This is a genomic window from Vibrio sp. 10N.247.310.98, assembly GCF_041467395.1.
Taxonomy (GTDB): Bacteria; Pseudomonadota; Gammaproteobacteria; order Enterobacterales; family Vibrionaceae; genus Vibrio; species Vibrio crassostreae_C.
The window spans coordinates 1-14,701 of the sequence record NZ_JBFSUL010000061.1; the positions used below are offsets into that span (position 1 = coordinate 1).

The window sequence follows — 14,701 nt, forward strand, 5'->3', positions numbered from 1 at the left end:
ACTTACTACCGTTTTTGTTTTTAGTTCCCGCTAATCCGCGATGAACCATAAAAAATCCGCTACTCAATGGGCAAGCGGCTTTAAGAACAATAGGGCGATTCTAAATTGCTAGCCGTATGTCTAACTCAATCGGCTTTGGCATGGCTAAGTGATAACCTTGATACATATCGAAGCCTAAATTTTGCATCGCTGCGAGTTGTTGTTGGGTTTCAATACCTTCAATCACTGTCTTTGCGCCAATTTGGTTTGCAAGATCAAGTACTAACTCCATTTCTCGAGTGTCGCCTTGTTCAAAGTCCAACATAACCGAGCGGTCTATCTTGATGATATGAGGGTTAATGTGACGAACGCGTTGTTCGGTTGATGCTTGTGTTCCAAAATCATCGACCGCTATTTGAAAGCCATTATCCGCAAGAGAAAGAGCGGCATCTTTCAAACGCTCTTCACTTTCTGCGTTCAACTCTACCAACTCCATCACTATCTGTTCGCATGAAAGGTTAAGCTCGTGAAGGCGTTTAGCTAACAAGCTATCGCTGACCTTTTCTGCAGCAAACAACTCACCAACGTTTGGAAGAACGTTCAAAAATAGATGTAAATGACGGATTGTCGATTGTGCGAAGTTACGGATATGAATCGCTCGACTCAACCTCTCTACATTGATTTTGTCTGTGCTTGAGGTTTCGTCGGAATGGAAGAAGTGATCAGGACGAACAATATCACCTTTGTTATTTGAAATGCGCACCAAAGCCTCAACACCTATTTGAGTCATAGAAGAGTCGAATATAGGTTGATAGACGCTTCTAAGCGTCAGGTCTTGGTATTTCGCAATAAACTGCATATCAGCATCTACGGATATACAGCTAATAAATTCACTTCTGTCTGATAAAATCATAGTCGCTAGTAAAGAGGGCTTATTCAATGGCGGACGTACATGTCGCGGCTGTCACAATATTGACAGGTGTAAGTAAATTGTCAATTAATAAAAACTCATTTGTAGAGTCAATATTTAAATAAATATAATTAACGAAAAAACAGCATGATAATTGATATTAGTCATTAAAATTACTTATCATTCACCATTAATAATGACTATTGTGAATTTAATCTCTGAGTAATCTATCTCATATCAACACCAATCAATATAAGCTTTCAACGCTAATACACCAGGTGAAAGTAAGGATAAAGCCTCAGGTTATGGGGGAATGTCAAAGTTACATTATTAACAAACAACTCTGTTTGCATATAAATGATATCTACTTCTCAAAATATGAACGATGAGCTGATAAGTTATTATTTTATCGAAGATAAATTTTGATTGATTATTGGGTAGGGCTTGAGTTGGGTTTTATAAAATATTGGGATGGAGGTCTAACTATTTACTTTCAAGACTGATTAAAAAAGTTGACCCGTATTCTTACTGCCATTGAAGTACTGCGTAAAGTTGCAGGTATTTACGAACCAGTTGTTGATTTCCTGACCGCTTTAAAGGGTGTCCAAATTTAATGAAGCAAGGGCTGATTTTAAAATTATTATTTAAGTCAGTAGCGAATTGAGAATCACTCTCTCTTAGCGTGATACCTTGTTGGCTATATTCCGTGATCTCGTCTGGGAGTTCACCCATCCACCAATGCAATAATTCACCACTGTTTTTACTTCGGCTAATCCAATGGTCGGAGACAATGATCAAAACGTCATTGGGTTGAATGGAAAATCCATACTCTTGTTGCCAATTATGGATGTCCAACATTAACTTTCTACGACAGGTTTTCCCGGCGCTCACCATATGATGACTGATCATCCAAACGGTACCAATTTCGGAAGATATTCGGAAGTGTCGAGGCGTTTCGCCAGAAGAAAGCATTTCAAGTGGGCTGATGTTGCTTGCATGATTAAAGCTAACGAAGGTGTGCTCCATTCGGCGAGCAAATGCCTTTCCTATATGGTGCTCACTGATCCCTTGATTGTGCACCGTAGGGTAGTGGCGTTCACAGAGCTTTAGGCAATCGTCTTGAAATTGATTAACGCTTTTAATCACTAGATCTAATAACAATGAAGTCCCTTATACACAGCTACTATCTTATTGATGGGCAATAGTACGGTAATTGCGGTTCCGTTACCTATCGTCAAAGTGCGAGTTCTTGATCTCTCTATCAAAATTAACCATTGCTGAGTGATTTTATGGATAGCACTGGCGCTCTACAGGTCTGTATTCTAAATTATGAGGAATTCTAGCTAGTTACCTCGACTATAGTCTAGTCAGCAAATCACAATTGATCTACTTACTCTTTATTTGGAAACATTCATGACCATTCAATTAGATTCGAAACAAAAGTCTGAGCTTACTAATACGCTCCAAAAGTACCTGCAAGATGAACTTGAAGTGGAGCTTGGTCAGTTCGACACAGAATTCTTGGTCGATTTCATAAGTAAAAAGTTTGGGGCGGTTTACTACAACAAAGGGATAGAAGACGCTCAAAAAGTCATGGAACGTAAAATGTTAGATATCTCAGATGAGCTTTACGAGATCGAACAAATCGTTGAAATCTAACGTTTAGCCCAAACTTGTTCAAATAATTTGAATAACTCGTTTAATTTGAAATGATGTTACCAATGTAAAGCTTGGTAAATAATATGTTACACAAACTTGGTGTAGGGTACGCTTTTCGAAACTACACTACTCGTTAACATTCGGAAGAGATGCATGGACAACAACGTTAGAAATTACAACCCTTTAGCAAGAGCGATGCATTGGATTTCAGCTCTCGCGGTATTTGGCTTATTTGGTGTAGGCCTGTGGATGGTTGATCTTTCATACTACAGCGAGTGGTACAAAACAGCGCCAGATTATCACCGCTCGGTAGGCATTCTTTTGGCTGCCGTTACCGTTATCCGCTTGGTCTGGAAACTAGTTACCGCGTCACCTAAAGTGGAAGGTAAAAGCTATGAAGTTGCAGCAGCGAAGATCGCTCACGGCTTCATGTACATCAACTTAGCGGTTTTGTTTATTTCAGGTTATTTGATTTCGACATCAGATGGCCGCGGGATAGAGGTATTCAATTGGTTCACTGTACCAAGTATGGGCGAACTGTTTGCAAACCAATCTGATCTCGCAGGTACGGTTCACTACTATGCTGCATGGGTACTGATCATTATGGCATCAGTGCACGCCTTAGCGGCGATAAAACACCACGTTATCGACAAAGACGATACGCTACGAAAAATGATAGGAGCTTCAAAATGAAAAAGTCAATTATCGCTACAGGATTAGCATTTGCTATGGCAATGCCTTTCGCTGCGAACGCCGCTGATTACGTGATTGATACAAAAGGTGCGCATGCTTCAGTTAACTTTAAAGTTAGCCACCTAGGTTATAGCTTTATCCAAGGCCGTTTTAACACATTCTCAGGTGATTTCTCATTTGATGAAAGCAACGTTGAAGCATCAAAAGTAAACGTAACTCTTGATACAACAAGCCTTGATTCAAACCACGCAGAGCGTGACAAGCACATCCGTAGCTCTGACTTCATTGATGCAGGTAAATTCTCTGACGCTACTTTCAACAGCACAAAAGTGGTTGATAAAGGCAACGGCAAACTTGAAGTAATGGGTGACCTTAAGCTTCACGGCGTAACTAAGCCAATCGTTATCGAAGCTGAATTCATCGGTGCTGGTCAAGACCCTTGGGGCGGTGAGCGTGCTGGTTTCGTGGGTACAACTCGTCTAGAACTTGCTGACTTCAACATTCCAGTAATGGGCGCTTCAAGCTATGTAGACATGGAACTACACGTTGAAGGCGTAAAAAAGTAATCTAGCTTTCTAGCTCTCTGACAGGTATCAACATTATTTAGAAATATCAAAAGTTTGGTCGATACTAAATAGGTCAGCAGTTAGAAATAGAGAAAGGCGCAAAGTTTTCACTTTGCGCCTTTTTTATTGAGATAAATGGCAACGCGTTTAGGTCTGTTTTGTGTCAAACCGTTTAGTACGTTAAAAGCCACCGTTTACCTCTAGCCAGTCAACGTTGCCATGACTGAGTTATCTAATTGAACTACTAATCCCTAATAGTTCAACTTAAGATTAGTTAAGCCGTTTCTAGTTCAGCTTGTGGAACCACGTTTAGTCGGTCACCGTAGATTGGACGTAGTGCTTGCATCACTTCAATGCGAGTCAACACACCTACCATTACGCCATTTTCTAACACTGGAAGCATATGTGGTTGGCTTACTTTCATCGCTTTTGCACGCTCTTCTAGAGAAAGAGATGTCAGGCGAGTAGCGAAGCCCATGCTTGTCGTCGGGTACAGTTGCTCTTTGTCGATGCATAGGAACTCAGCAACGTCCACTAGCTTGTCGTTTGCGTCGATTGCCACAACGTCACGGCTCATTAGGTCTACAACTTTTTGGCCTTTAGTTGGGATGTAATCTTGGCACCAAAGGTCAACCATTACGTCATGAACAGAGAAGATACCCACTAGACGACCTTCAACATCGCAAACAGGAGCGCTAACAAGTTGCGCGTCTAAAAGTGTATCAATCGCGACTGATGTTGGCATTTCTACGCTCAGTGTAATTGGTTGAGTGTTCATGATTTGCTTGATAGTAGTTGCTGTGTTCATAGTAATTTCCTTAACTGACGTAATTTCTGTTGTTTGTGTAATAGCGGTAATTTTTGCTGCTTTAAGTTGTGGGCGACGGTAGATGCTCCAGTTCGCTAAGCCGACCAATACTGAACCACCTACGATGTTGCCGATTGTCACTGGTATTAAGTTTGCGGTGACAAATTGCATGACGTTTAGGTCTGCATACTGGGCTGGTGTTGCGCCGATTTGCATCCAGAAGCTTTCTGGTGCGAATGCTTGAATCGTGATGCCTAGCGGAACCATGAACATATTCGCCACACAGTGTTCAAAGCCTGAGCTTACGAACATTGCAACGGGTAACACGGTCATCATTGCTTTGGTCATTGCGTTAGCAGAGCTGAACGTTAACCAAATCGCTAAACACACCAACAAGTTACAAAGCACACCCAAAGCAAACGCTTGAACTGGGGTGTGGTGTAGCTTGTGTTGAGCAATGTTTAAAGCGTTTAAGCCCCATTGCCCGCCATCCAGTTGATACAAGCCTGCTGCGCTTACCAAAGCCAATAGGAACATGGCACCGATAAAGTTGCCGACATACACCTTGCCCCAGATAGACAGCATCTTCGTGAAGGTGATTTGCTTGTTAGCCCATGAGATGCTTGATAACACTGAGCTGGTAAATAGCTCACCACCGCAAATCACAATCAAGATCAAACCCATACTGAAGGCAAGACCGCCGGCTAAGCGACTCAGTCCCCATCCAGCATCAGCGCTGCCCGTGGTTACCGTGATGTAGAATAAAAAAGCAAGCCCGATGAATGCGCCAGCCATGATTGCCAAACTCAATGTCATGCTGCTGGTTTTATTTGCTTTACTTAATGCAAACTTCTCTGCTTCCGCCATCATTTCTGTTGGTGAGAACAGTTGATGATTTTCAGAAGTGCTGGTTGCCATATCCCCCCCTTGAACAATCCGTCATGTGTAATTCCTAGTGTTAATGACCTGGTTAATCCGTAATGGTTAATCAGTAATGTTTTGCAGGGCTCGTTGTGTCCTGCCATTCCAGATTAGGGCGTTGAGGGGTAGAGGTAAAATTGATAATTTTTAGAAACCACATCAAATTTATTGATATAGATTTGGTTACGCGTAGAATGAAATTGATTGCTCATTGGCTTTATAAAAAACGAGCATCAGGACACAAATAATTAAAAGCATTAAGGATGAATTTTGCGTTATTCATTAAAGCAACTCGCGGTATTTGATGCAGTAGCAGACTCCGGGAGCGTTAGTCAGGCAGCAGACAAATTGGCGTTGACTCAGTCAGCAACAAGTATGTCTCTTGCACAGTTGGAAAAAATGCTCGGCAGGCCTTTGTTTGAAAGGCAGGGCAAGCAAATGGCCCTGACTCATTGGGGCATGTGGTTAAGACCAAAAGCGAAGCGTTTACTGCAAGATGCGCAGCAAATTGAGATGGGTTTTTACGAGCAGCATTTACTAAGTGGAGAGCTCAAACTCGGTGCAAGCCAAACACCAGCGGAACACCTAGTTCCTGACCTCATCAGTATTATTGATAACGACTTTCCTGAGATGCGAATCTCGCTCGGCGTACAAAGTACCGATGCGGTTATTGATGGCGTATTAGATTATCAATATGACTTGGGTGTTATCGAAGGTCGTTGTGATGACAACCGAGTTCACCAAGAAGTGTGGTGTACGGACCATTTAACGGTGGTTGCATCGGCTCATCACCCGTTTGCGAAGCGTGAACGAGTAAGCTTGGCGCAATTAGAACAAGCAAAATGGGTATTACGTGAACATGGTTCGGGTACTCGCAAAGTTTTTGATAGCTCTATTCACCATTTAATTGGTGATCTTGATGTTTGGCGAGAGTATGAACACGTTCCTGTTTTAAGAAGTTTGGTTGCAAACGGCCCATATTTAACGTGTTTACCTTATCTCGATGTCGAACAGTTTGTTGAGTCTGGTCAACTGGTCACATTAAATGTCCCTGAGCTTGAAATGGAAAGAACCTTGTCCTTTATTTGGCGTGCTGACATGGCAGAGAACCCACTTGCTGAATGTATCAAGCGTGAAGGTAAGCGCATGATGAAAGGCAAACGGTCGGTTCTGTAACGTAGATTTGATAAAGGCTAGGGGCTGTTGACCTTTCGTGGTTAAGTTTTGTTCGAGGTAAAATCGTTTTAGGCGCGGCGAAGAGTATGTAGCCTAGTCATTCTAAGCAAATATTCTTCAACAAAGCATAAAGCGATTTTAACCGAACCCTTCGGGCAGCCCTTGTGGTTCATTTCTACTGCGTTATCGCCTTTTTATGTAGGCTAACTACACATCAAAGCCTCTGCCTTGTATAAATTTCCCACAAGAGCTGCAAAATAAAGCTCGAAAGGTTAACAGCCCCTTATAACTAAATGTGTTGAATAAGCGATTTCGGTCTCTATCTAGTGATAAATGAACAACTACGTACATTATTAATGTGATCGTGATCGGCTAAATAAGGGCTATCTTCCCATAGTATGCTTACTTGATTTTAAGTGAGGCTAAATCCGGTTGCGTTCAATTACGTAATTAGGCTTTAGAAATAGTATGAGTACATTAGTCGCGATTTCATTAACAACAGGTATTTTGTCAGGTCTATGGGGATGGATTGCTATCTCTTTCGGCTTATTGTCATGGGCAGGTTTCTTAGGTTGCACCAGTTACTTTGCTTCGCCAACAGGCGGCGTTAAAGGACTTGCAGGTAGCCTATTGACCAACATGACTGGCGTATTCTGGGCAATGGTAATTATCGAAAGCTCAACCTTCGCAGGGTTAGAGATTTTAGGCTACATGATTACTGCTATTGTGGCTTTCTTTATGTGTATTCAAGCGAAACAAGCGTGGCTAGGTTATATCCCAGGAACCTTCATTGGTTGCTGTGCGACGTTTGCTGCAGGTGGCGATTGGCAACTTGTAGTACCATCTTTACTGCTTGGTGGTGTATTTGGGTACTTGATGAAAGCAACGGGGCTATGGCTTCACGAGAAATCGACTCAATCTTCGGAAGTTGTTGAACAACACGCTAAACAGGCAAAGGCTTAATTCGTTAACCTAACCTTAGTTAGTCACTGTGAACTCTTGCAAGATAACCCCCAATTAATTTGTATATCGATTTATACAGGCACACCGTTTGGTGTGCCTTTTTTGGTTGAGGCGACTAGCTAAATATTTCATCAGTAGAGCAACTGATAGCATCTATAAGACAAATTATGCTTAGGTATTTCCATTCGCCATGGTGATCACGCGTTTTAATGTCCACCTTAACAAAAGTGGAATGCATTCTTGTCCTTGATTCTCGCAATGAGAAACAATGGCGAGTGCAAGGTCGGGTTTTGCATGTTTCTTCAATACCTTGGCAACCACTTTCTTTGGAGGGATAGGGTGATCGTAGGGAATCTTAACCATGTCACGGAAAAAGCTCTCAAACCCATTCATATATAGGTAATGCTCGATATCTTTATCTGGCAGTTCCGTGAGTCGATGTCTTTCCTGATCATTACCAAGCTTCGATAGCACCGTTGCTGCGTATTTTTTACCCGCCGCATCGCCGTCAGTTACCACATGCCAATCAATGCCAAACTCTTGCGCGACCTTAATCAGTGCCTTAAGTCCTGACTGAGCGAACTCAATAATCTGCACACCTTCGGCTGCTAGGTTATAGCCACATTGGTTGGCAAGCTCATTGAACAACCAAACCTCGGTTTCACCTTCTACTAATAGCCAACAGCGAGCAAACAGTGCCCCTGAGCGGTGGAAACGGATATGAAAACCAATTCGTCGAAGTTCGTCTTTACTGAAGTGGTTCATGTTGAGTTGATTGGCGATGGTTTTGTCAGACTGACGAACCAAGCGACGAATCGATTGAAGTGGAACCGCTGCAAGTAGGTCGCCACTGTTGGTGGTGAGGATTTTCTGCATGGGCAATTTCTGCATTAAGCTCCAAGCCCTTGCCAAGTGTGTTGGGTGCAATCGACCTTCTGGATCTTCAAGGATCAAAAGAGGGCGCGCACATCGTCTTAAGTCGTTTGGCCCTTTAGCTTGTAGATAAGCGTTAAGTAATCCCATGAATAATAAGCGGGTTTGTTTATTTTTGGTCTCTTCGACGAGTTGATGAATACTCTGATCATTGGCGCCCGCGGAATAAAGCAATCCGTCTCGTTGTTTTCTAGGGTTACGACGAGAAGTACTTTTGAAAGAAAAATAGTGCTCAATCAAACTTTGCATCGACTCTAGGCTACTGCGCATTTCCCCTTTATTAACGTGACCGGGAATCGCCATTAAACGACGGCATGTGTTGTCGATTCGTTTTTCTATTCTTGCTTGGCGACCATTACCGTTATTGGCGCCGTTTCCGTTTGTGCCATTTCCATTGCTAGCGTGATGATTCCCGTTTGAATTTGTATTATTAGCGTGACCGTTATTAGCGTGAACATTAGTCGGCAGGTGAGCATTGTGGTTAAGGGACTTGCCGTTAAAAGGACGATCAAAGTGCCTTGCATCACGCAAACGGATGACGGGATGTAAGGTCATCAATTCTTGAGCAAGCTTTTCAGAATGATGAAGCTTGAGCGGATTACCGTCCAAACCAAGAAATGCATAGTGTGTTGTTGTCTCATACTGTTCTAACGTCGCGCTGATGCGATAGTAGATGCGAAATACGCCAAATTCATCTTGAACCCAAATAGGTTTGAGTTTGCGATAACGACCTGCGTTAAGTTCGCTCTTATCGTTAGCTTTTAAAGCGAGAACAATTTGAAGATGTTGAGACTGCGGGTGTGAAACAGAGTAATCGACATGAAAATCGGTCATTTCAAAGTGATATGGCACACCGTCTGAGGGCAGAATGACGGAAAGGGCATCCAATAATGAAGACTTACCCCAAGTATTTTCACCAATAAGCGTGGTTAGCTCGTCAAACGCGAGTGACATGCGCTTGATACCTCGAAAGCCAGAAATCTCGATTCTTTCTAGTTGCATAGGCTTACTCCTAACGGAAGGCTCTGCTAATTATTTGAAAGCTAACAGATATCTTTAATCATAATCGAAAAATCCAAATCCGGTATGCTCACCTGTCACAAAACCCGTTGTTTATTAATACGGTGCAAAATGAGATTTTTGATCTATCTCGAGTATTTTTTTGCAGTGCAGTTTCATAAAATTCACGATTCTGTCATGATTCTCGACCTAGTATGAAGGGACAAAGAGAGAAGAAAATATGACTAAAAAGAATAAGCCGACAAAAATAGTGTTGGCACACATCAACGACACCCACTCATACTTTGAACCAACCTCATTACAGCTATCACTTAAAATGAACAACCACATCATTGAACCTTATGTCAGTGCTGGTGGCTTTGCTCGAATTTCAACACGCTTCAAACAAATAGAACAAGATGCCCAGCGTCAGAAGGTTGGAACCTTGTTCTTGCACGCTGGTGACTGCTTCCAAGGCACGTTGTACTTTTCCTTATTCAAGGGAAAAGCCAATGCCGATTTGTTGAATGCCCTTAATATAGATGCCATGACGCTCGGTAATCACGAGTTAGACATGGGTAATGAGCCCGTTGCGATTTTCGCGAAAAGAATCAAATTCCCGCTGTTGGCCGGTAACTGGAATCTATCGAATGAGGATATCAATAAAACTCATACGCTAGCGGACAACGACATTGTTAAGCCTTATCGGCCTGAAACACGAAGTGCTTCTTTTATAACGAAAGAGTTTGATGGCGAGAAGGTCGCAATATTCGGCTTAAGCATCGACAAGATGGCAGGCATCGCTAACCCAGATATCGATACACCGTTTGAAAATGCTTTGGAAACAGCAAAAGCGACCATTGAGCAAATCCATCAAGCAGGTATCAACAAGATTGTGTTACTTAGCCATCTTGGTTACGAAGCTGATTTAGAGTTAGCAGCCAACGTAACAGGTATTGGTGTCATCGTTGGTGGTCATAGTCATCGCTTACAAGGTGATTTCTCTGATATCGGCTTAGTTAAAGATGATGAATACGGTGTGAAAATTGGCGATACCTATGTTGTGCAAGCGGGTTTCCACGCCATGAGCTTAGGACACTGCGAAATCGAGTTCGATTCTCAAGGCAAAGTGACGCACTTCAATGGTAAAAACGAACTGTTATTAGGCCGTCGACTCTTTATAGACGCGAAACTGAGTGAAGTAGGGCAAGACGATGCCCACGATATGGCGTGTGAGTTTTTAAACAATCACCCTAATATTGCAGTGTGTAAGAAAGATCCTGAGCTGCAGAGCATTCTGACGGATAAATACCAGCCGCGAGTTCGAAGGCTTCAGCAACAAGTGATTGCTCATGCAGACACTAAACTTCGCCATGTACGTATTCCAGATGCTAAAGGCCCGAGTCAACTAGCCCCCTTGGTTGCTCAATCATTTCACCATCTAATGAACAAGAAAGGGCATCAGGTTGACTTTGCCATTCACAACGCCGGTGGTGTAAGAAATTCACTGAACAGCGGCGATGTCTCTGTTGCCGATATTGCCGGAAAACTACTACCGTTTGCCGTACCTATTGGTGTGTATGAAGTAAAAGGTGAAACGATCGCTGGCATGCTTGAAGGTGCAATCAATAACGCGATTGATAATGGTGTCGTGGGCACAGGTTCAGGTAGCTTTCCTTATACACATAATTTGAGGTTTTGTTACCACAAAGAAGCGCCTATAGGACACAGGATTCACCATCTAGAAATTCACTCTGATGATTCAGGTTGGCAAGCTGTTTCTCGCAACCGTATTTACCGGGGCGCGTCGTCAGCCTATACAATGAAAGGCAAAGAGGGCTATAACGCTGTGTTGGATATGATCGGTGATGGCACGGTCACCACTGACTCTATGGCAGACTGCTTCATCGAGTTTCTGCAAGACCACCCAGAGTCGCTTCAACTCAATGAACCGTTGAATTGCATGGAGTGTTTTAGATAACTAAAGCTGATACTGATATTTAACACTATTACTTTGGGTTATTTATAAAATTGGCATTGTTTATGCTTTATCTCTGCAGGTCGCCTTCTTGTGGAGATATGCATGGATAAGAAAGATTGGTTAGATGCGGTAGCGGTTGTCGGTTGGGTATCAGTTTGGTCAGCGTTAGTGTATTTAATACCTGCCGCAGGGCTGTAAATTGCTCTTTTTGCAACTTCATTACGCAGTGCAATAGTGTGTTTGACTTGCGAATTTATTCTTAGAATCAATTCGCGTGTCTATTTGACAAAGTGGCATCAATCAGAAAGGAGCGTTTGCTCCTTTTTTGCTTTTTCCGTGCAAATTTATATAGACGAAACACAACCAGAGGATTATTATCCACGCGTTTGGGGAGTAGTTAGCGCAAGTTTACATATCGTCATCTCGTTAGGCCAAGAGTCTATCCGGTATGTAAAGGTGAAATCCCATATTTCACTTCAACGAGACCAACGCAATCACAGTCAAGATCCGTAATGGCGCTTGATATGCTTTGTTTGCGGAAGGTCTTTGTACAGTTCTTCCGCCCGGAGGAATAATGAACTCAACTCAATCTCTATTATCTACAAATAGTGAATCCTTTTTTTCATCGCCAATCATGACGACTTATGCGGGCTTTTTCCTGCTAACGGTTATTCTCGTCTCTATTGATATCTATCAGACTCGTGGCGGTAACGTTACTATCAAGAAAGCGGCAATCTGGAGTGTTTTCTGGTTTGTACTTGCGTTTTTGTTTGCTGGCTCGATTTACCTATTTTGGGACATTTATGCGCCGAACAGTGACTACACAGCGCAAAAAGCAACCGTGTCATTCATTACGGGTTACTTGTTAGAAAAATCCCTTAGCGTAGACAACTTGTTTGTTTTTGCGATGATCTTTGCTCAATACCAAGTTCCTGAGCATCTAAGACCTCGTGCGCTTCTTTGGGGCGTAATTGGTGCATTGGTGCTTCGTGCAATTATGATCGCACTAGGCGCACAGCTATTGGCGGAATATCACTGGGTGCTTTACGTGTTCGCTGCGTTCTTGATTGGTACAGGTATTAAGCTGGCATTAGACAAGGGCGAAGAGGAGAGTGTGAATACTCTGCCTGAAAAGCTACTTCGTAAAGTGATGCCGGTAACAGAGGACTTCCATGGCCCTGCATTAATGGTTAAACAGGGTGCTAAATGGGCATTCACTCCAATGATGTTGGTCATCGGTGCGATCGCAGTCATGGACGTGATGTTTGCATTAGACTCTATCCCTGCGATCTTTGCGGTAACACAAGAACCGTTCTTGGTACTTGCGGCTAACGTGTTTGCGTTACTTGGTCTTCGCTCGTTGTATTTTGTACTGCAAGGTATGATGGACAAGTTCATCTATTTGAAACCCGCGCTTTCATTCATCATGGTGTTCATTGGTGTGAAAATGCTTCTGGTTGATAGCGAGTGGGCTATCCCAACTTACTGGTCATTGGCGGTATTGGTTTCTACGATGACGATTGCGGTTATAGCGTCGGTTTATGCGAAGAAGCCAGGCATTGAACAAGTAAATTAAAAACAAATATAACTTATCGAAAAGTCGATAATGAACACGTGGCTGATGAAGTGGAAAATTTATTTATGTAAATTTTCTGTGACATTGGCCACTGTTGTTTGCGGGTTATTTGTACTAAATGCATGATTTAAACACTATATTGAATTTGTACTCACATAATCTGCATATCTATTTTGTGGCATTGTTAATGGTTTGTTTTATTAGAAAAACTAATCCCAAAATCTAATTTTAGTCATTTTTTAACCTGCAAAAGATCACCTATTATTCTTGTCATCAGAACGAAACACATTAATAAATTTATAGAGAGGCAATCATGGCTCAAGCAGTACAAATGAATACTATCGCTGTTCCTAACTCTATGGATAAGAAAACCTACTCGGTTAACTTCAAAGGATTGATTGCACACATTTTCGATATTCTTTTCGTAGACAACTCTCCACGTAGTTACTACGCAAGCGACCTATCTGGTCACATGCAACGCGATATCGGTATTAACCGTTAATCTCAGCGTTAACATGTAAATATAGAATTTTAAGAAAACGCCAGCTTCTAAAGCTGGCGTTTTTGTATCTGAAATAAACTCAATCTCTTCGTAAACTAAGCACCTGAAAGAAAAACCTAGGCATAACGGTCTGTATTTGAGCGCCATTCAATTCGCTTTGTACAAGGATCTCGGTATGTCACACGCCAAACGCAATTCATCATTGATTAAACTTTGTTTATTTGCCTTACCGATCGGCTTCTATTCCTCAGTGTCGCTTGCACAAACCTGGAGTAATGAAGGCCAGCCCGCACAGGTTATCGAGCTCTTCACCTCTGAAGGTTGTTCAAGTTGTCCACCTGCTGATCAGTACCTCAGTACTTTTGAAGACCATCCAAAACTTTGGACACAAGTTATTCCGCTTGCCTATCACGTCGATTATTGGGATTACTTAGGTTGGGGCGACAAGTTCGCGAGTAAGGCGTTTAGTCAGAAGCAACGCTTGTACAAAGCTTATGGAGTAACAAGTGGGGTTTACACACCCGGCTTTGTTGTCGATGGAAAAGAGTGGCGCGGTTACTTTAACTGGTTAGACAGAACGTTGCCTTCGCTCAAACAACAAAATAACCCCAAGCTAACGGTCAACTATAAAGGCGATACGTTCAGCGTAAGTTACGAAGGCAAAGGGGATTATGTTGCTCATATAGCTTTGCTGGCGATGAACGAAGTCACCAGCGTTAAGGCGGGCGAGAACAGGGGTAAGAAACTCGAACATGATTTTGTTGTGGTTTACGATGGTTATCAGCGTGGTGAGTCTGAATGGCAATTTAATATCAATTTTGAGCCACTTGTCGCTACACCAGACGCAGTCGCTGTTTGGATAACCGAGCCGAATTCGTATGCACCGGAACAAACGTTAGCAGGTTGGCTGAACTAACTGCAACCCACGACAATTGTGTAGCTGGAATACTCTTAGACGAAGTTGGTACGGCGAGTATCGAGGTTCTCACATCGATAACTTCGCGTCTGACGGATATTAACCAGTGAAATAGAAGC

General features: G+C 42.5%; 13 protein-coding genes. 9 read left to right on the forward strand and 4 right to left on the reverse strand.

Annotated features, from left to right (window positions below):
- Positions 1–100 precede the first annotated feature (100 nt).
- Together AB6E78_RS19015 and AB6E78_RS19020 are read right to left on the reverse strand one after the other, a co-directional pair.
- On the reverse strand, positions 101–838 hold the full coding sequence (locus AB6E78_RS19015) for an EAL domain-containing protein (protein ID WP_372102610.1): 738 nt from the start codon (positions 836–838) through the stop codon (positions 101–103).
- Positions 839–1,414: 576 nt separating this feature from the next.
- Positions 1,415–2,050 carry a hypothetical protein gene (locus tag AB6E78_RS19020; RefSeq protein ID WP_017069925.1) on the reverse strand — a complete coding sequence of 212 codons (636 nt, stop codon included), beginning with the start codon at positions 2,048–2,050 and terminating at the stop codon, positions 1,415–1,417.
- Between the two features lie 252 nt (positions 2,051–2,302).
- Here AB6E78_RS19020 and AB6E78_RS19025 point away from each other — a divergent pair, with 252 nt between their 5' ends.
- The 3 genes from AB6E78_RS19025 (at position 2,303) to AB6E78_RS19035 (ending at position 3,807) form a co-directional block, all read left to right on the forward strand.
- A complete protein-coding gene (locus tag AB6E78_RS19025; RefSeq protein WP_372133520.1) occupies positions 2,303–2,548 on the forward strand; it encodes a DUF2164 domain-containing protein in 246 nt (81 codons plus the stop codon).
- 153 nt (positions 2,549–2,701) lie between these two features.
- Entirely contained in the window at positions 2,702–3,241 is a 540-nt protein-coding gene (locus tag AB6E78_RS19030; RefSeq protein ID WP_017067366.1) for a cytochrome b, read from the forward strand.
- Positions 3,238–3,807, forward strand: coding sequence for a YceI family protein (locus AB6E78_RS19035; protein ID WP_372133517.1), 570 nt, complete (start codon positions 3,238–3,240; stop codon positions 3,805–3,807). The genes AB6E78_RS19030 and AB6E78_RS19035 overlap by 4 nt, the downstream gene beginning before the upstream one ends.
- Positions 3,808–4,081: 274 nt before the next feature.
- Here the strand turns inward: AB6E78_RS19035 and focA are convergent, their stop codons facing one another.
- Positions 4,082–5,533, reverse strand: a complete 1,452-nt coding sequence (focA, locus tag AB6E78_RS19040) for a formate transporter FocA (RefSeq protein WP_050650436.1) — start codon at positions 5,531–5,533, stop codon at positions 4,082–4,084.
- Positions 5,534–5,806: 273 nt separating this feature from the next.
- Between focA and AB6E78_RS19045 the strand changes: the two genes are divergently transcribed.
- Together AB6E78_RS19045 and AB6E78_RS19050 are read left to right on the forward strand one after the other, a co-directional pair.
- Complete coding sequence (locus AB6E78_RS19045; protein WP_010429535.1) at positions 5,807–6,712, forward strand: LysR substrate-binding domain-containing protein; 906 nt, start codon at positions 5,807–5,809, stop codon at positions 6,710–6,712.
- Positions 6,713–7,180: 468 nt separating this feature from the next.
- Positions 7,181–7,675: a DUF1097 domain-containing protein gene (locus tag AB6E78_RS19050; protein ID WP_017059817.1), complete on the forward strand. Its 495-nt coding sequence runs from the start codon at positions 7,181–7,183 to the stop codon at positions 7,673–7,675.
- A gap of 171 nt (positions 7,676–7,846) precedes the next feature.
- On the opposite strand, the gene AB6E78_RS19055 is transcribed toward AB6E78_RS19050, so the two are convergent.
- The gene (locus tag AB6E78_RS19055; protein WP_372125097.1) at positions 7,847–9,610 is read right to left on the reverse strand and encodes an ATP-dependent endonuclease; all 1,764 of its coding nucleotides are present in this window, start codon (positions 9,608–9,610) and stop codon (positions 7,847–7,849) included.
- Between the two features lie 238 nt (positions 9,611–9,848).
- Between AB6E78_RS19055 and AB6E78_RS19060 the strand changes: the two genes are divergently transcribed.
- The 4 genes from AB6E78_RS19060 to AB6E78_RS19075 all read left to right on the forward strand — a co-directional run bounded on the left by AB6E78_RS19060 (position 9,849) and on the right by AB6E78_RS19075 (position 14,582).
- Positions 9,849–11,588 carry a bifunctional UDP-sugar hydrolase/5'-nucleotidase gene (locus tag AB6E78_RS19060; protein WP_372106888.1) on the forward strand — a complete coding sequence of 580 codons (1,740 nt, stop codon included), beginning with the start codon at positions 9,849–9,851 and terminating at the stop codon, positions 11,586–11,588.
- A 574-nt stretch (positions 11,589–12,162) separates the two neighbouring features.
- Positions 12,163–13,164: a TerC/Alx family metal homeostasis membrane protein gene (locus AB6E78_RS19065; RefSeq protein WP_017059813.1), complete on the forward strand. Its 1,002-nt coding sequence runs from the start codon at positions 12,163–12,165 to the stop codon at positions 13,162–13,164.
- A 313-nt stretch (positions 13,165–13,477) separates the two neighbouring features.
- The gene (locus AB6E78_RS19070) at positions 13,478–13,666 is read left to right on the forward strand and encodes a hypothetical protein (protein ID WP_017059812.1); all 189 of its coding nucleotides are present in this window, start codon (positions 13,478–13,480) and stop codon (positions 13,664–13,666) included.
- Between the two features lie 175 nt (positions 13,667–13,841).
- The gene (locus AB6E78_RS19075) at positions 13,842–14,582 is read left to right on the forward strand and encodes a DUF1223 domain-containing protein (protein WP_372133514.1); all 741 of its coding nucleotides are present in this window, start codon (positions 13,842–13,844) and stop codon (positions 14,580–14,582) included.
- The last annotated feature ends 119 nt before the right edge of the window (positions 14,583–14,701 follow it).

Bases quoted from the DNA above. Each gene is read 5' to 3' on its own strand.
- AB6E78_RS19015 (WP_372102610.1), bottom strand. From the start codon at position 838: ATGCAGTTTATTGCGAAATACCAAGACCTGACGCTTAGAAGCGTCTAT.
- AB6E78_RS19070 (WP_017059812.1), top strand. From the start codon at position 13,478: ATGGCTCAAGCAGTACAAATGAATACTATCGCTGTTCCTAACTCTATG.
- focA (WP_050650436.1), bottom strand. From the start codon at position 5,533: ATGGCAACCAGCACTTCTGAAAATCATCAACTGTTCTCACCAACAGAA.
- AB6E78_RS19075 (WP_372133514.1), top strand. From the start codon at position 13,842: ATGTCACACGCCAAACGCAATTCATCATTGATTAAACTTTGTTTATTT.
- AB6E78_RS19050 (WP_017059817.1), top strand. From the start codon at position 7,181: ATGAGTACATTAGTCGCGATTTCATTAACAACAGGTATTTTGTCAGGT.
- AB6E78_RS19035 (WP_372133517.1), top strand. From the start codon at position 3,238: ATGAAAAAGTCAATTATCGCTACAGGATTAGCATTTGCTATGGCAATG.
- AB6E78_RS19065 (WP_017059813.1), top strand. From the start codon at position 12,163: ATGAACTCAACTCAATCTCTATTATCTACAAATAGTGAATCCTTTTTT.
- AB6E78_RS19030 (WP_017067366.1), top strand. From the start codon at position 2,702: ATGGACAACAACGTTAGAAATTACAACCCTTTAGCAAGAGCGATGCAT.
- AB6E78_RS19060 (WP_372106888.1), top strand. From the start codon at position 9,849: ATGACTAAAAAGAATAAGCCGACAAAAATAGTGTTGGCACACATCAAC.
- AB6E78_RS19025 (WP_372133520.1), top strand. From the start codon at position 2,303: ATGACCATTCAATTAGATTCGAAACAAAAGTCTGAGCTTACTAATACG.
- AB6E78_RS19055 (WP_372125097.1), bottom strand. From the start codon at position 9,610: ATGCAACTAGAAAGAATCGAGATTTCTGGCTTTCGAGGTATCAAGCGC.